Origin of the sequence: Wolbachia endosymbiont (group A) of Lasioglossum fulvicorne, from assembly GCF_964028605.1 — a bacterium.
GTDB lineage: Bacteria > Pseudomonadota > Alphaproteobacteria > Rickettsiales > Anaplasmataceae > Wolbachia.
The window spans coordinates 1,172,300-1,188,962 of the sequence record NZ_OZ034798.1; the positions used below are offsets into that span (position 1 = coordinate 1,172,300).

The 16,663-nt window shown below is 36.5% G+C and carries 18 protein-coding genes and 3 pseudogenes; 8 read left to right on the forward strand and 13 right to left on the reverse strand.

Annotated elements, in window-relative coordinates; translation table 11 throughout:
• Nucleotides 1-2 precede the first annotated feature (2 nt).
• Together nuoK and ABWU71_RS06520 are read right to left on the reverse strand one after the other, a co-directional pair.
• On the reverse strand, nt 3-311 hold the full coding sequence (gene nuoK, locus ABWU71_RS06515; protein WP_019236815.1) for an NADH-quinone oxidoreductase subunit NuoK: 309 nt from the start codon (nt 309-311) through the stop codon (nt 3-5).
• Nucleotides 302-889, reverse strand: coding sequence for an NADH-quinone oxidoreductase subunit J (locus ABWU71_RS06520; protein WP_353284323.1), 588 nt, complete (start codon nt 887-889; stop codon nt 302-304). Before ABWU71_RS06520 ends, nuoK begins: the two co-directional genes overlap by 10 nt.
• Nucleotides 890-1,039: 150 nt before the next feature.
• Between ABWU71_RS06520 and ABWU71_RS06525 the strand changes: the two genes are divergently transcribed.
• On the forward strand, nt 1,040-2,953 hold the full coding sequence (locus ABWU71_RS06525) for an ATP-dependent helicase (RefSeq protein ID WP_353284324.1): 1,914 nt from the start codon (nt 1,040-1,042) through the stop codon (nt 2,951-2,953).
• A gap of 154 nt (nt 2,954-3,107) precedes the next feature.
• On the opposite strand, the gene ABWU71_RS06530 is transcribed toward ABWU71_RS06525, so the two are convergent.
• The 6 genes from ABWU71_RS06530 to ABWU71_RS06555 all read right to left on the reverse strand — a co-directional run bounded on the left by ABWU71_RS06530 (nt 3,108) and on the right by ABWU71_RS06555 (nt 5,354).
• Entirely contained in the window at nt 3,108-3,320 is a 213-nt protein-coding gene (locus ABWU71_RS06530) for a hypothetical protein (RefSeq protein WP_065094389.1), read from the reverse strand.
• Nucleotides 3,304-3,795 carry a transposase gene (locus tag ABWU71_RS06535; protein WP_353284922.1) on the reverse strand — a complete coding sequence of 164 codons (492 nt, stop codon included), beginning with the start codon at nt 3,793-3,795 and terminating at the stop codon, nt 3,304-3,306. Before ABWU71_RS06535 ends, ABWU71_RS06530 begins: the two co-directional genes overlap by 17 nt.
• Entirely contained in the window at nt 3,738-3,866 is a 129-nt protein-coding gene (locus ABWU71_RS06540) for a hypothetical protein (RefSeq protein WP_255317429.1), read from the reverse strand. The genes ABWU71_RS06535 and ABWU71_RS06540 overlap by 58 nt, the downstream gene beginning before the upstream one ends.
• Nucleotides 3,867-3,899: 33 nt before the next feature.
• Nucleotides 3,900-3,992: a transposase gene (locus ABWU71_RS06545; RefSeq protein ID WP_353284325.1), complete on the reverse strand. Its 93-nt coding sequence runs from the start codon at nt 3,990-3,992 to the stop codon at nt 3,900-3,902.
• A gap of 22 nt (nt 3,993-4,014) precedes the next feature.
• A protein-coding gene (locus ABWU71_RS06550) for an IS630 family transposase (RefSeq protein WP_353284326.1) occupies nt 4,015-4,874 on the reverse strand; the annotation gives its coding sequence in 2 pieces (ribosomal slippage) (nt 4,015-4,550 and nt 4,550-4,874; 861 coding nt in all).
• A gap of 99 nt (nt 4,875-4,973) precedes the next feature.
• Complete coding sequence (locus ABWU71_RS06555) at nt 4,974-5,354, reverse strand: IS630 transposase-related protein (RefSeq protein ID WP_410530466.1); 381 nt, start codon at nt 5,352-5,354, stop codon at nt 4,974-4,976.
• Nucleotides 5,355-5,415: 61 nt separating this feature from the next.
• On the opposite strand from ABWU71_RS06555, the pseudogene ABWU71_RS06560 reads away from it, so the two are divergent.
• A pseudogene (locus ABWU71_RS06560) lies at nt 5,416-5,739 on the forward strand (transposase); the annotation flags it as partial.
• A gap of 34 nt (nt 5,740-5,773) precedes the next feature.
• Here ABWU71_RS06560 and ABWU71_RS06565 read toward each other — a convergent pair.
• Both ABWU71_RS06565 and ABWU71_RS06570 read right to left on the reverse strand, forming a co-directional pair.
• Entirely contained in the window at nt 5,774-6,940 is a 1,167-nt protein-coding gene (locus ABWU71_RS06565) for an aspartate kinase (RefSeq protein ID WP_353284327.1), read from the reverse strand.
• A gap of 187 nt (nt 6,941-7,127) precedes the next feature.
• A complete protein-coding gene (locus ABWU71_RS06570) occupies nt 7,128-8,525 on the reverse strand; it encodes a hypothetical protein (protein WP_353284328.1) in 1,398 nt (465 codons plus the stop codon).
• A 168-nt stretch (nt 8,526-8,693) separates the two neighbouring features.
• On the opposite strand from ABWU71_RS06570, the gene ABWU71_RS06575 reads away from it, so the two are divergent.
• Nucleotides 8,694-9,968, forward strand: coding sequence for an APC family permease (locus ABWU71_RS06575; RefSeq protein ID WP_353284329.1), 1,275 nt, complete (start codon nt 8,694-8,696; stop codon nt 9,966-9,968).
• Between the two features lie 354 nt (nt 9,969-10,322).
• A pseudogene (locus ABWU71_RS06580) lies at nt 10,323-10,705 on the forward strand (IS630 transposase-related protein); the annotation flags it as partial.
• A 5-nt stretch (nt 10,706-10,710) separates the two neighbouring features.
• On the opposite strand, the gene ABWU71_RS06585 reads toward ABWU71_RS06580, so the two are convergent.
• Nucleotides 10,711-11,503 (reverse strand): IS5 family transposase gene (locus ABWU71_RS06585; protein WP_265023453.1). Its coding sequence is split into 2 segments (ribosomal slippage): nt 10,711-11,238 and nt 11,240-11,503, totalling 792 coding nucleotides; the frame shifts between segments, so codons are not numbered across the junction.
• 59 nt (nt 11,504-11,562) lie between these two features.
• Between ABWU71_RS06585 and ABWU71_RS06590 the strand changes: the two are divergent.
• Nucleotides 11,563-12,048, forward strand: a pseudogene (locus tag ABWU71_RS06590) (IS630 family transposase); the annotation flags it as partial.
• A 49-nt stretch (nt 12,049-12,097) separates the two neighbouring features.
• On the opposite strand, the gene ABWU71_RS06595 reads toward ABWU71_RS06590, so the two are convergent.
• Nucleotides 12,098-12,550 carry a hypothetical protein gene (locus tag ABWU71_RS06595; RefSeq protein WP_353284330.1) on the reverse strand — a complete coding sequence of 151 codons (453 nt, stop codon included), beginning with the start codon at nt 12,548-12,550 and terminating at the stop codon, nt 12,098-12,100.
• Between the two features lie 150 nt (nt 12,551-12,700).
• On the opposite strand from ABWU71_RS06595, the gene ABWU71_RS06600 reads away from it, so the two are divergent.
• Nucleotides 12,701-13,735: an aspartate-semialdehyde dehydrogenase gene (locus ABWU71_RS06600; RefSeq protein WP_353284331.1), complete on the forward strand. Its 1,035-nt coding sequence runs from the start codon at nt 12,701-12,703 to the stop codon at nt 13,733-13,735.
• 362 nt (nt 13,736-14,097) lie between these two features.
• Nucleotides 14,098-14,957 (forward strand): IS630 family transposase gene (locus ABWU71_RS06605; protein WP_353284076.1). Its coding sequence is split into 2 segments (ribosomal slippage): nt 14,098-14,422 and nt 14,422-14,957, totalling 861 coding nucleotides; the frame shifts between segments, so codons are not numbered across the junction.
• A 331-nt stretch (nt 14,958-15,288) separates the two neighbouring features.
• Here ABWU71_RS06605 and ABWU71_RS06610 read toward each other — a convergent pair.
• Nucleotides 15,289-15,789, reverse strand: coding sequence for a Smr/MutS family protein (locus ABWU71_RS06610; RefSeq protein WP_353284923.1), 501 nt, complete (start codon nt 15,787-15,789; stop codon nt 15,289-15,291).
• 92 nt (nt 15,790-15,881) lie between these two features.
• Between ABWU71_RS06610 and rlmB the strand changes: the two genes are divergently transcribed.
• Nucleotides 15,882-16,643, forward strand: coding sequence for a 23S rRNA (guanosine(2251)-2'-O)-methyltransferase RlmB (rlmB, locus tag ABWU71_RS06615; protein ID WP_353284332.1), 762 nt, complete (start codon nt 15,882-15,884; stop codon nt 16,641-16,643).
• Nucleotides 16,644-16,663: the final 20 nt, after the last annotated feature.

Here is a 16,663-nt window from a genome sequence, read left to right on the forward strand (position 1 = left end):
TTTTATTCTTTCATTAAGTTCGCTTGTTCAACATCTATATTGCCACGGCTTCTATAATATACAACCAATATTGCAAGCCCAACTCCTGACTCTGCTGCTGCAACAGTCAACACAAACATCACAAAAATTTGCCCAACTATATCATTCATAAAGGCAGAAAAAGCAACTAAGTTGATATTAATTGCCAGCAATAATATTTCTATTGATAACAATATATTGATTATGCTCTTACGGTTAATGAAAATACCGCACACTCCAATAGTGAACAAAATAGCAGCAACTATCAAAAAGTGATTTAATCCTATTTCCATTCTACTCCTTTTCCAAATTTAGCCTTAATCAATTTTACAGATGAAGATTGTGTCAATTGCTTTAATACATTCTGTTTTTTAACTCCTTTTTTCTTGTCCTGCAAAGTAAGAGCAATTGCACCGACAATTGCAACAAGCAGCAGAATACCAGAAAGATGAAAAGCGTACATGTAGTCGGTATACAGCAAATTACCAATAGCTTTCACGTTATTGGTATTATAGTTTATAACATTGCTTATATTCGGTGCTGAGCTGCGGATTACAAAGCTGATGACTAGAAAAAACACAACACACAACATAGCACCAAGAGTGCAATGCTTTGCAAAACCCTGGCGCAACCTTATGTAGTCAATATCGAGCATCATAACTACAAAGAGAAACAACACTGCAACTGCACCGATGTATACTATCAGCACCATCATAGCAATGAATTCAGCTCCAAGGAGAATGAAAAGAACTGCAGAGTTAACGAAGGTGAAAATTAAAAATAATACTGCATGCACAGGATTTCTTACACTAATTACGCATACAGCAGATAAAATGCTAAGAATCGAAAAAAAATAAAAGAAAAAAGGCATCGACACTTTAACTGCAACAATAGTTACTAATTTAAAGTAACTATCGTGGTAAAGTCAATATTATATTAAACAACTGTTCTATTCAATAAAACCTTTACAATATTTCGATCATAGGTTTAACTTTACGAAGTTATAATCTGTAGGGCTACGATGAACGATTATCTCTCACTGCTAAATCCAGAACAACAATCAGCTGTAACTAACATAGATGGGCCGGTTTTGATATTGGCAGGAGCCGGAACCGGGAAAACAAGAACGATTACTTCAAGAATAGCGCACATAATTAGAAACGGTCACGCTTATTCTGATGAGATATTAGCAGTTACATTTACAAATAAAGCAGCAAATGAGATGGTATCAAGGGTACTTGAGCTAACGGGCACAAACATACCATGGCTTGGCACTTTCCATGCAATTGCAGCAAAAATTTTACGCCTGCACGCAGAAATTGTGGGCTTAAACCCCAATTTTACAATCATTGGTGTGGATGACCAATTACAGGTAATAAAAAACGTCATGAATGAAATAAGCCCTGATTACCTATCAGAAAAATGTAAGACCATTATGAATATTATTCAGCAATGGAAAGAAAAGTGCTTATTGCCATCTGAAGTGGAAGATATTCAATCATTTGGGCCAGTATATGTAACTGCACTCAAAGTCTATCACCAGTATCAGGAAAGGTTGAAATTCCTTAATTCTGTCGATTTTGGTGACTTATTGCTATATAACATACAACTCTTCAATCAAAAGACCGAAGTTCTGTCCTACTACCAAAACAAGTTTAAATATGTCATGGTAGATGAATATCAAGATACAAATGCGATACAATATCTTTGGCTAAAATACCTTGCAAAAGAGCACTCAAATATTTGCTGTGTGGGAGATGATGACCAGTCGATATATAGTTGGCGTGGTGCAGAAGTTGAAAATATTTTGAAGTTTTCTGATGATTTTAAAAATGCAAAAACCGTTAAACTAGAGTGTAACTACAGGTCAACATCCCACATACTTGCAACTGCGTCATATGTTATCAATCACAATAAGACTCGCTTAGAAAAAAAATTGTGGACAACAAACATTGAAGGAGAAAAGGTAAACGTAATAAAGTTATGGGACGGAAAAGCTGAAGCAAGGTTCATAAGCGAACAGATATTAAAGCTCAATAAATACAGATTTAGTGACATTGCAGTGCTGGTAAGGGCCACTTTTCAGACTAGAGTTCTGGAAGAGTATTTTATAAAATATTCAATTCCCTACAAGATTATAAGTGGCGTAAAATTCTATGAACGCCAGGAAGTCAGGGATATAATTGCATATTTAAGACTTGTTACAAACAATAACGATGACTTAGCTTTCGAAAGGATAGTAAATCGGCCAAAAAGAAGCATAGGAGCTACAACTCTAAAGAAAATATACACGACTGCTCAGGATAACAAAATTTCTTTTTTTGAGGCAGCAAAAATATTAGTTAATAGTAATCAAGTAACCGAAAGAATTAAACTCTCACTAAATGATTTTTTAAATAAAATTAAAGCTTGGGAAGAAATAGTAAGCGTAAAACCACTGCATGAATTCGTTAAAATCGTAGCAAACCAATCAGGGTATATTGAAATGCTTGAAAATGAGGAGGTAACAGGCTTAGCACGAATAGAAAATGTCAAAGAGCTCATCTCATCTTTAAAAAATTTCGATAATGCCACAACTTTCTTGGAGCATATAAGTCTGGTGATGGAAGTGGATAATATGAATAACGATGACACCGTATATGTTATGACTCTTCATGCAGCCAAAGGACTTGAATTCCCGTGCGTGTTTCTACCTGGTTGGGAAGAGGGATTATTTCCTCATCAGAGATCTTTTGATGACAAAAGTGGTAAAGCTTTAGAAGAAGAAAGAAGACTTGCATATGTTGGCATAACCAGGGCAAAGGAAAGGTTAATCATTTCATGTGCAGATAGGAGGGAAATTAACAACCAGTGGCAACCGATGCGCACTTCTCGGTTCATTAAAGAATTGCCAAGAGAAAATGTTGAGGTAATCAAGAGTAACGCCTACTGTTGAAGCTATAGCTGCAGACAAACACATCTTGCAAACCTGAATTACTTCAACTATATGTTTCTCCTGGCAAAAATTCTGTAACCGTTCACACTTAATTCTTCAATCTCATACCAATTCCTATTACATAACAAACAAATAGACAATAGAAGTGAGAAGGTTATACTAAGGCAGTATAATGATGGAGTTTTGGAATGGCATTGGTATCAGGTTGCAATTTTAGCTTACATTGTGCCAATCTTTCTTCGATTGCTGCTCGCATAAATTCTGCCTGTCTTTTAGTTCTGCAGTGCACTATCGCATCATCCACATATCTTTCAAATGGTACTGTTGGGTGATTTTGTTTCATCCATATATCAAATGCATGGTGCATAAATATGTTTGAAATGATTGGGCTTATTGAATCTCCTTGCGGAACTCCTTTTTTCCCTAACTACCTTACTGCCATCTGCTTGCTGAATAGGGGATTTCATCCACCTTTCAACATACAGTATGACCCATTTGCAGTCTGTGTGCTTCTTGATAGCCTGCAGTGCTAAATTGTGGTCCAGATTGTCGAAATAATCCTGTAACATCAACAGCTTTCTTGGTAATCGTATCCTGTCTCCAATAAACAGCGGTTTTGCTATGTATCCTTGATCAGCAAAAAACTTACGTAAAGTTGGAGCCTTGTATTTAGCTTGAGTGAAAAGATTTAGAGCACCATCACGATCTTGAACACTTGCACTATGAACATCAGCCGCAATAATTAAGCCCACTGTATCTACAACAATATGACGTTTTCTACCCTTTATTTTTTTTTCAGCATCATATCCTCTGGATCCCCTTTTTGAGTGGTTTTTACTGATTGACTGTCAATTATTCCTACTGAAGGTGTTTCATTTTTACCAAACATTTTTCTTACCTCTTTTACTAGCATATTATGTATTTTTTCCAATTTGCTATTACTACGTCACCTGAGAAAATAGTCATACACCGTCTTCCATGGAGGAAAATCTTTCGGCAGCATTCTCCACTGACAACCACCTCTCATTGTATATAGCATTTCTCATAATAGTCCGAACAGGTCATAGGAAGGCAGAATCAACAGCACGACGAAAGGATTCGAATAGAGGAATGTTTTTCCTAGCTCTGTTTTTTATAGCAAACCAATGATGCTCAATTTTGTTGAAATCTGGAGAATACGGCGGCAGATACAAAATTTCTGCACCAACTCCTCTAGCAAGCTCGATAATCTTACCAGACTTATGAAAAGTAGCATTGTCAAGAATGACAGTCTGTCCAGGTTCCAAGATCGGTGTCAAAAATTGCTCAAACCATCCATTAAAAACATCCATATTACAGTGGCCTTCAAAGGTTAATGGAGCAACTATCTTTCTTCTACTTAAGGCTGCAACCATACTGATTCGTTGAGTTTTCTTTCCAGATTTTAGGCCATAAAACCGCTGTCCTTTCTGGCAATACCCATATGGATAGTCCTCTGTGTTATCAATGCCAGACTCATCTATATAAACTAAGTTTTCTGGTTCTTTTGTTGCTATAATTTTTAAGAATTCAGCACGTTTTTCTTCGTTTCTTTCCTTGTATCCATATGTCTTTTTTTGCGCGTAAATCCAATTTTTCTGAGAGCTCGGTGGATCGTTTGGATACTAACGTTGCCCCAAAGTTTAGCCATTTCCGACAGAGTCTTTCCTCCGTTTTCTCTGGCAAATTTAGCAAAGGCATCCCAGTCGGTAATTTTGTGATTGTAACCTCCATTTCCAAGTTTTTTTGATTGAAAGTCTCCTGTTTCTTTTCTTATTTGCTGCCACTCCCATAAAGTAGTTCGTCCAATTTTAAATCTTGCTGCCACTGTTTCTCTGCTTCCTCCCTCCTCTAGCGCTTCCATTGCTTTTTTCCTTAAGTCATAACTATATGCTGCTGGCACTCAACCTCCTTATCATCGTCTATCCTTATCTTATCACATCCGGACTTCTATGAAAAGAGCTATAAACTAAGTTTTCTGGTTCTTTTGTTGCTATAATTTTTAAGAATTCAGCACGTTTTTCTTCGTTTCTTTCCTTGTATCCATATGTCTTTTTTTGCGCGTAAATCCAATTTTTCTGAGAGCTCGGTGGATCGTTTGGATACTAACGTTGCCCCAAAGTTTAGCCATTTCCGACAGAGTCTTTCCTCCGTTTTCTCTGGCAAATTTAGCAAAGGCATCCCAGTCGGTAATTTTGTGATTGTAACCTCCATTTCCAAGTTTTTTTGATTGAAAGTCTCCTGTTTCTTTTCTTCTTTGCTGCCACTCCCATAAAGTAGTTCGTCCAATTTTAAATCTTGCTGCCACTGTTTCTCTGCTTCCTCCCTCCTCTAGCGCTTCCATTGCTTTTTTCCTTAAGTCATAACTATATGCTGCTGGCACTCAACCTCCTTATCATCGTCTATCCTTATCTTGTCACATCCGGACTTCTATGAAAAGAGCTATAACTGACCGTAGCAGTGCTGTGAGAATGGTCGAAAATGCAAAAGAAAACCTCTCGGGAGTTAAAAATGTACTGGTTGATGCAGGCTATACTGGAGAGAATTTTGCAACTCAAATAAAAACGATTATTGGTGCAACCGTTGAAGTGATAAAAAGAAATGAATTACATTCCTTTGTTGTATTGCCCAAAAGATGGGTTGTGGAGCGATCTTTTGCTTGGTTAGAAAAATGTAGAAGATTGTGGAAAAATTGTGAGCGAAAACTCAATACTAGCCTACAAATGGTCGTTCTGGCTTTCACTGCCTTACTTCTGAAAAGATTATGAACAGGCTCTTAGACAACTGGACGTCAAGCCTATCCTAGTGCTGCATATCAAACTCATACTCAGTATGTAAATCTTTGACCAAAGCTACAACGTATTCTTTTTGAACAATTACACTGATTTTGATTTCAGATGTTGTGATAGCAAGTATTTCTATCTTTTTTTCGCTTAAAACCTTGAGTGTGCGGTGCATCACTTCAGTATTAGACATAACACCAATACCAATTATTGAAATTTTAGCTACATTATCGTTTATAGCATAATTTTCATTCTTATTCAGTAACTTTTCCATTAAATCAATATCAAATTTGGAGATAACAAAACTTGACCCATGTATCATATCAATTTTAACGTTTGCCCCTACTATATCTCTTAAAGTACGCAAGTTATTTGCAAGGTTAGTGAAAGTTACAAGAGCTTCATTAGTGCTATAAGTTATTCCAGTAATTAAGTATCTCTCTAGTACATCCCTTTTGTGTAGTACTGTGGTGCCTTCTACTTCCTTAAAAGTGGATAGCACTTGCACTTTAATGTTATGTTTCATTGCAAGTTGTACTGAACGATTATGCAGTATTTTAGCACCAGATGACGACATTTCCAACATTTCATCGTAAGAGATAAATTTGAGCTTGCGTGCCTTTGGAACAATTTTCGGGTCTGCTGTATATATTCCATCAATATCAGTAAAAATTTCGCAAGCTCTAACACCAAAGGCTATCGCGAAGACAACTGCTGATATATCAGAGCCTCCTCTTCCAAAAGTAGTGATTCTATCATCATTTATACCCTGAAAACCAGCGATGATCGCAGCAGTATAACCCTCAGCAAAAGATCTTTTCACACGGTCAATCTTTATTGTTTTTATTTTAGACTCAGAATAAAAATCATCAGTTACAATTGGTAACTGCCAGGCAAGCCACGATTTAGCATTAACTCCGATCGATTGGAGAGTGATAGCTAATAGACCGCAAGAGATTTGTTCTCCTGCTGAAAGCATAACGTCATACTCTGATAACTCTTGTCTGCAACTTAAATTTGAGATTTGCCTAGCCTGAAAAGCCATTTGGTCAGTAAATCCTGCAACAGCAGATACAACAACGATTACATTACAACCTTTCTCAATATCGTTTTTTATCAAATTTGCAACTCGGTTTAAATCAGTTAGCGAAGTCCCACCAAATTTTTTTATGATTATTTTGTCCATAGTTACAATATAACTCTCTTCTGAAGAAAAATATAGTTTTTGTAGAGATAGCAGCTTGCAAGCCATTCAGAAAAGGGAGGACAAAGCTATAACTATACCGCCGCGGCGTTAACTAATAGCGGAATGACGGTTTTTCAAATTGTCGGTAAATCTAAGCCACTTTAGCTATATAGCACGAATTAAACCACTAAGCAGCAGAAGACCTTGAATGACCTCCAAAAAATGCTTTTACTCTTTCAAGATAAGTAGGTGGTTCTGCAGGGATTTCTATTTCATCTATTTTAGAATATATTGCCACGTCTACGACTTCATCCGTTATTAACTCCCTTAACCTTTGTTTTATCTGCCCTCTCCGAACATGTTCTCCATAGTCGTTATAAAACTTCACATATAATTCCTTAAACATAAATTCTTTTATAGCATCTCTTGTATAGGAAATGCCATCCTTTACTTCATCACTCATGTTGCTCAAATCCACCTCAGAACTTGGTGAATACAAATTATCAAAATTTTCTTTCAAAACTTTTATTTTATGGTAGTGCTTATCCACATATTTCTCAAGAAATCTTTTAGTAGCATTATCAGCTAACTCCCCTATCAGTTGAGGCCCTAGTTGAGCTGCAAAATTATTTTCCGCTTTAAAACAACCAAGCGAATAAATAATACGATTGAACATTCCCAGAGTACATAAACCAAGTCCATCCTGTAAATTCATTAGTAATAGTGAATTTACATCTGATTTTTGATCCTTAGCTGCAGTAAAAACTAAATTTGCAGCTTGTGTAAGTGTCAGACTAGTTCTTGATTCTTGCCAAATTGCCCGGTTGGAGCCATTAAAATTAAGATAAAGTTTTAATTGCTCTTTTTGCTCAGTTGTAAGCTCATCTGAATTATTTATATAGTCTTCAAGCTCTTTATTGAGTACATTTGGTTGAGTTCCAAATTTATGTTTTAAATCTTGAGCGCATTGGAAAATACTATGTTCAAAACTACTCGTGTGAACACTTTGACTGCCAGTGCCCACATCACTTACATTAAACAAAAAGCTTAATTGCTTTACATTCAAACCCAAAGGTGAGAAGAGCTTTATCAATGGATACTTTATTAACTCAAGAAGTGCTACTGGAATTAATAATATAGCATTTATAAGTATGAAACACGCTTGAAGAGGTTGTGAAAATCCTTTATCTTTCCATCCTTGCAGTAAGCTATTAACGGCAAGTATCTTCAAAGTACAATACAGAAATGGCAACTGTATCCAATATATTAAATGTATAGAAAAAAGCAAGATTTTATCTCTTACACTTATTGTTGGATCATGATACACTTCAGAAAAGGCATCATAATCACCGTTTTCATTTTTGAAAGATCGATAGCTACTTGTAACCTTTTCTGTAAAAATAGAGCAAAGTATATATATACCGAAGAAAACAGCAAGCATGACCAAAGAGAGTATATTAAGAATTAATTTGATGGTTGGTTCACTTGAGACTTGAGGAAAAAAGAATTGAAGAAACATATTGGCTAAATATAAAAACAGAACCCATGCTGCGATACAAGCAACAAATAATAAAGCATCCCACAAACAACCAAAAATGTTTTTAACCTCGGATTCATACTCCTTCTTAATAATCTGTTAACATAATCTATTTTAGAAATAAATCGAGAAAAATGCAAGTTTTTTAAAAATTGATTGAAATTTCTGAGCTTCAGTTATATTGTTAATTTATTCAGATAAGAATTGAAAGTTATTGTGTCAAACAAAATAGGTTTTTGGGCTATTTTTGCCTTAGTGATTAGCAGCCAAATTGGCTCTGGAATTTTTATGCTTCCAATTAGCCTTGCTCCATATGGCATGTATAGCCTTATAAGCTGGGTGATATCAGGGCTTGGTGCTATATCTCTTGCTTTGGTTTTTGCCTTACTCTGTGCAAAATTTCCAGAAACGGGTGGCCCTCACGTTTATGTAAAACATGCTTTTGGCCCTGCTGCAGCTTTCTTTGTTGGTTGGACATATTGGGTGATTTCATGGGTTAGCACGACAGCAGTAATCGTTGCAAGTATTGGCTATCTTACTTCGCTTTTTCATGGAGATATTCAAAATATACGCTTATTTTTAGAAATACTATTATTTACGATCATTACACTAATAAATTTAAGAGGTGTCACTGCTGCTGGATGTGTTGAGCTTTTATTGATGACTGTCAAAATTACCGCACTGCTTGCTATACCAGTAACAGCGTTGTTTTTCTTTGATAGGAATAATTTTATCATAAGTGAGGAAATATCAAGCCCCACGATGTCTCAAGTCCTTGCTCGCTCTACACTACTCACTCTATGGTGTTTTATTGGACTTGAATCAGCGACAGCACCTGCAGGATCAGTCAACGATCCAGCAAAGACTATACCAAGAGCCATAGTGCTTGGCACAATCTCTGTTGCAGTTATATATTTCATTAATAGCCTTTCAATCATGGGATTGATAAACGGCAATGATCTAGTTAATTCAAAAGCGCCGTATGTTGACGCAATAAAAATTATGTTTCCTGGTAATTGGCATTTGATCATTTCTATTGTTGCTTTTATTGTTTGTGTTGGCAGTTTAAATGCTTGGGTACTAGCTAGTGGACAAGTGGCCCTTGGCCTTGCAGAAGATAAACTGATGCCACAGTTCTTTGCTAAAAGAAACAAGCACGGTTCTCCTTTCTGGGGCATAACAACTAGCTCAGTTGGAACTGCAACTTTACTAATCCTCACTTCAAGCAACAATTTTGCTAAGCAGATCACATCAATTATCGACTTTTCTGTAGTTTCATTTTTATTTGTTTACCTTGCATGCAGTCTTGCTTTTCTCAAAGTTATTGTCCAAGAAAAGAGTTGTTACAAATTTTTAATTGGCAGTATAGCAACAACCTTTTGCTGCTGGGTAATATTTGAAACTTCTGTGAATACCTTGCTGATCGCAAGCTTATTCACCGCAAGTGGCATACCTCTTTATTTATTTTGGTATCGCAGAGTTTCTGTATAGCAAATGTTATGTATCTGTTCAGCAGAGTGGCAAAATAAGGTAGACGAGAAAAGATAACTATAGGAACAAATGGGTGTCATGCCAGTGCGTGACACTGGCATCCAGTTCTTTCGCGCAGTTCCATCAAAAACGTTGTAAAGGATTAACCGCTTTCGTGTTTACCAACTTAGTGCCCAATCTGGATCCCAGTGTCAAGCACTGGGATGACAAGAAAGGGAGCACTGGAATTTTTGTTTCAATATTTGTACATGAGCCATGCATCTGAACAGATACAATGTTATAGCTAGAGATATAGCTCTTTTCATAGAAGTCCGGATGTGATAAGATAAGGATAGACGATGATAAGGAGGTTGAGTGCCAGCAGCATATAGTTATGACTTAAGGAAAAAAGCAATGGAAGCGCTAGAGGAGGGAGGAAGCAGAGAAACAGTGGCAGCAAGATTTAAAATTGGACGAACTACTTTATGGGAGTGGCAGCAAAGAAGAAAAGAAACAGGAGACTTTCAATCAAAAAAACTTGGAAATGGAGGTTACAATCACAAAATTACCGACTGGGATGCCTTTGCTAAATTTGCCAGAGAAAACGGAGGAAAGACTCTGTCGGAAATGGCTAAACTTTGGGGCAACGTTAGTATCCAAACGATCCACCGAGCTCTCAGAAAAATTGGATTTACGCGCAAAAAAAGACATATGGATACAAGGAAAGAAACGAAGAAAAACGTGCTGAATTCTTAGAGCCTGTTCATAATCTTTTCAGAAGTAAGGCAGTGAAAGCCAGAACGACCATTTGTAGGCTAGTATTGAGTTTTCGCTCACAATTTTTCCACAATCTTCTACATTTTTCTAACCAAGCAAAAGATCGCTCCACAACCCATCTTTTGGGCAATACAACAAAGGAATGTAATTCATTTCTTTTTATCACTTCAACGGTTGCACCAATAATCGTTTTTATTTGAGTTGCAAAATTCTCTCCAGTATAGCCTGCATCAACCAGTACATTTTTAACTCCCGAGAGGTTTTCTTTTGCATTTTCGACCATTCTCACAGCACTGCTACGGTCAGTTATCTCTGCTGTTGTTATATAAATTGCATGGGGCAAACCTTGCGTATCTACTGCAATATGGCGTTTTATTCCTGAAATCTTTTTGCCTGCATCATAGCCTTTTTCTTCAGCAGTATCTGCATTTTTTACACTCTGTGCATCAATTATGCAGAAGCTGGTTTTTTCTTTCCGACCATTGTTTTGTCGGACCACGCCAACTATTTTTTTTTAACACCAGCTCCAGAACACTTTCTTTATCTGCATCTGGTTTTTCACTCCACTTCTTAAAATAGTCGTAACAATTGCGCCATTTTGGAAACTCTTTTGGTAGCATTCTCCACTGACAACCGCTTTTCAGAACGTATAACACTCCACAAAATACATCATACAAATCAAGTTTCCTTGGTTTTGTTTTTTTTCTACAGGACTCTAGATCTGGTAACATAATCTCAAATCTTTCCCGACTTATATCACTTGGGTATAAACTCCTCATATATCCTAACTTATATATATTATCTCTTAGTTTATTCCTTTCTTGAGATCATGTACAGGTTCTTAAAAATTATAGCAACAAAAGAACCAGAAAACTTAGTTTATATAGATGAGTCTGGCATTGATAACACAGAGGACTATCCATATGGGTATTGCCAGAAAGGACAGCGGTTTTATGGCCTAAAATCTGGAAAGAAAACTCAACGAATCAGTATGGTTGCAGCCTTAAGTAGAAGAAAGATAGTTGCTCCATTAACCTTTGAAGGCCACTGTAATATGGATGTTTTTAATGGATGGTTTGAGCAATTTTTGACACCGATCTTGGAACCTGGACAGACTGTCATTCTTGACAATGCTACTTTTCATAAGTCTGGTAAGATTATCGAGCTTGCTAGAGGAGTTGGTGCAGAAATTTTGTATCTGCCGCCGTATTCTCCAGATTTCAACAAAATTGAGCATCATTGGTTTGCTATAAAAAACAGAGCTAGGAAAAACATTCCTCTATTCGAATCCTTTCGTCGTGCTGTTGATTCTGCCTTCCTATGACCTGTTCGGACTATTATAAGAAATGCTATAATTTTTAAATGATTGATATTTATGAACCACGACTTTTCTTGTTGTCCACTTGTTCAACATTACCCTTCTCAAGTTTACTATCTACTTCTTTTGTGTGTTCATCATCTATACTAGTTTCATCTTTTATCTTACTAGGGTAATCTTCCTGCGATTTTTTATATGCTTCCATGTTGTCATACATAGGGTTACTGATGATTTCTATTTTTTCAGGTGTGAAAATCCTTGCTAAAAATCTCCCTATTATTGGTATTGACCTTAAGAAATCTCTTAGCTTTGAAGATTCTTGTCTTTTGTTTAGAGACTGTTGGTCTATTTTAGGGTTTTTTACACCATACTTTTTATCATCAAAATTTATTGTAGGCTTTCTTTTATTCGAAAGAACACTTTGGGCCTTTGATCCATTGGTTCCTTCAGGCTCTTGAGGTGTAGACATTGCAGGTTTAACCTTAGTTTCATCGTATTCCTTACTCATCTTTCATTTCATTATGTAATATTACTAATATTGCATAATAATAGCTAAATTACAATTAATTGCAAGGTAAAAATATTAAAACAATTGTAAATTTTATCAGTAAAAATATAATATAATATAATATAATTTTAAAGTTAGAGGTTCATCTATATGGGATACAAAATTGCTGTTATTGGAGCAACCGGAAGAGTAGGGCGTGAGGTATTAAGCACGCTTGCTGAGTTTCAAGATGAGGCGATAGATTGCGTTATTGCACTTGCATCGAAGAAATCAGAAGGGAAGAAGGTGAGTTTTGGTGACAAAGAGTTAACAGTTTTATGCCTTGAGGATTATGACTTCGTTGGAACTAATGTAGCCATTTTCTGTGCCGGATCTCATGTTTCTGAGAAACACGTACCGACTGCAATTAAGGCTGGATGCATCGTGATAGATAACACTTCCCATTTTAGAATGAAAGAAGGTGTGCCACTCATTATTCCAGAGATTAATAAAGAAAAAATTATGGAATATAAAAACCACAACATAATATCTAATCCAAACTGTACTACAATACAGATGCTGCTGGTACTACATCTATTACACCAGAAAGCAAAAATAAAGAGAATCGTTGCTTCAACTTATCAATCAACTTCTGGTGCAGGCAAAGCAGCAATGGATGAACTTTATAATCAGACAAAAAAAATCTTCATGAACGAAGCTAAAAAACCCGAGATATTCTCTAAGCAAATAGCGTTTAATTGCATTCCCCATGTAGGAGAATTCATGGAAAATGGTTCTACAGAAGAGGAATGGAAAATGCAAGAGGAGACAAAAAAAATTTTAGAGGAAGATATAAAAGTTACTGCAACTTGTGTAAGGGTACCCGTCTTTATCGGTCACGCTATGGCAGTAAATGTGGAATTTGATCAACATATCACTGAAGAACAAGCTCGTGAAGTGCTAAGTGAAGCCGAAGATAGTGGAGTTTTAGTGTACAACAGGCGTGAAGACAGTGAATACATAACTCAAATTGATGTTGTACAGGAGAATGCTGTATATGTATCGCGTATTAGAAGAGACAATACTGTTGAACACGGATTAAATATGTGGATAGTGGCTGATAACCTGCGCAAAGGCGCAGCATTAAATATAGTGCAGATTCTTGAGATTTTGATAAGAGAGCATTTGTCAATCAAGTGCATATAGAGTGCACGTACGTTGTAATTCGAAGGAAATTCGCTTACCAAATGGTGTCATTCCAGTGCCCCTATGGTGTCATCCCAGTGCTTGACACTGGGATCCAGTTGAGCTATTTCAACAAAAATACTGCATTTTGAGATGAACGTTTATTTTTACCAGACTTATTTACAAGTATAACAATTAAAGTCTGGATCCCGGTGTCTGGGCACTGGGATGACACCATTTGCTGTGCAGTTTACCTTCAAAAATGAATGTTCGTACAGCTATGGAATAAATCGCGGTATGACGGTTCGCAGCGGTATAGTATAGCTCTTTTCATAGAAGTCCGGATGTGATAAGATAAGGATAGACGATGATAAGGAGGTTGAGTGCCAGCAGCATATAGTTATGACTTAAGGAAAAAAGCAATGGAAGCGCTAGAGGAGGGAGGAAGCAGAGAAACAGTGGCAGCAAGATTTAAAATTGGACGAACTACTTTATGGGAGTGGCAGCAAAGAAGAAAAGAAACAGGAGACTTTCAATCAAAAAAACTTGGAAATGGAGGTTACAATCACAAAATTACCGACTGGGATGCCTTTGCTAAATTTGCCAGAGAAAACGGAGGAAAGACTCTGTCGGAAATGGCTAAACTTTGGGGCAACGTTAGTATCCAAACGATCCACCGAGCTCTCAGAAAAATTGGATTTACGCGCAAAAAAAGACATATGGATACAAGGAAAGAAACGAAGAAAAACGTGCTGAATTCTTAAAAATTATAGCAACAAAAGAACCAGAAAACTTAGTTTATATAGATGAGTCTGGCATTGATAACACAGAGGACTATCCATATGGGTATTGCCAGAAAGGACAGCGGTTTTATGGCCTAAAATCTGGGAAGAAAACTCAACGAATCAGTATGGTTGCAGCCTTAAGTAGAAGAAAGATAGTTGCTCCATTAACCTTTGAAGGCCACTGTAATATGGATGTTTTTAATGGATGGTTTGAGCAATTTTTGACACCGATCTTGGAACCTGGACAGACTGTCATTCTTGACAATGCTACTTTTCATAAGTCTGGTAAGATTATCGAGCTTGCTAGAGGAGTTGGTGCAGAAATTTTGTATCTGCCGCCGTATTCTCCAGATTTCAACAAAATTGAGCATCATTGGTTTGCTATAAAAAACAGAGCTAGGAAAAACATTCCTCTATTCGAATCCTTTCGTCGTGCTGTTGATTCTGCCTTCCTATGACCTGTTCGGACTATTATGAGAAATGCTATAACTCGTCACCCCGCTACTTGCTAGCGGCTGAGATACCGCGGCGGTATGACGTAGAAGCTATACTTTTATACTCACCAACTCAGTATCCAATCTGGATCCAAGTAGTCAAGCTATTCGGATGACACCCTCATAAAGTGAAATGAGATCCCGCTAACACGTAGCGGGATGACGGGAAAAGAGGTACTGGGAGACATCCTTCCTGGTGACCCAAATCACAATGTTCGCACAGTTGTGCGTCACGCGCTGCTGAACACTGTATGGTTATACAAGAAAAATTAAGGCTTAAAAGGAATTTTAAGTATCAGGACTCAAGGTTTTTATTCCTTCTTAATAAAACATAAAAAGCCCCTTTACCACCATGTTTTTTCGTAGCTTGTTGGTAGTATAGAACCATATGCTGGATTTTAGTATCATTTAACCATTTATTTAAGTTACTCTTTATAGTGTCTGTTTTACCTGTTGCACTGCCGTATCCCGTAATTACCAATAAACATCTATTTCCTGCTCGATAATTTTTGATAATAAAATCTATCAATTTACAGTAAGCATCCTCCATATTATAGCCATGCAAATCGAGCTTATCGCTTATAAAATATTTACCTCTATCAACTTTTGATTTTGTGTTTTGGTCAAGACAAAATGATGAGTTACTATTATTGGTATTAAGAAAATTCCCTTGTAAGTCGGAGGTACCTTTATCAACCATAGACTTTATATTTACTTTATGATCAACTTTCAAAGTAACTTTTCCACATTCTATTGGCTTAACATTTTTTTGCCAATCCAACTCATCGTCCGACATAAACGCATTAATCGAATTGTATAATTTTACAACAATATCCAAACATAGTAAAATGTTGCTTATTCTATAAAAACCCGATTTTCAATAATACGATGAAATCGTCAAAAACTAATGAGAATTTTTGGCTGTATGGAAAGCACACCTGCATGTCAGCACTGAAGAATAAAAATAGGCGGTGTATAGAACTGTTAGCAACAGAAAATTTCCATAGAGAACACGAAAAAGAAATTAGGCAATGTGTAGACAGTAAGGGCATTAAAGTTCGATTAGTAGAAAACAAAATACTTAATGACGTTTTACCCAAAGGTGCTAACCATCAGGGAATTGCTTTAAATGTTGCCCCTATTCTTTATAACTTAAGCATTGAAGAAATAGCAAACTCAAGCGACAGCTCTACTATAGTCATTTTAGATCAAGTCACTGACACACACAATATAGGATCAATTCTTAGAACATCAGCTTGTTTTAATGTTGATGCAGTGGTTTTACCACATAATCATTCACCTAGCGAAAATGCATCTATTGCAAAAGCAGCAAGTGGAGCATTGGATATTGTTCCGCTAATATACGTTACAAATATAGTGAAAACTATGGGGCATTTGAAGAAGGTCGGCTACTGGTGTTACGGGTTTGATTGCAATGCTGGGGAGGATATAGAGGAAATAAAGAGTTTTGGAAAAAAAAGAGTGATCATTTTTGGTTCAGAAGAGAAAGGAATGCGGAGGTTAGTTAAAGAAAATTGTGATTATCTTTTAAAGATCCCAATATCAAACGTAATTGACAGCTTAAATGTTTCAAATGCAGCAGCAATAGGCCTATATTCTATTTATATTAAAACAAATGCCAGCGCATAGCTGTTTATAATAAAAATACT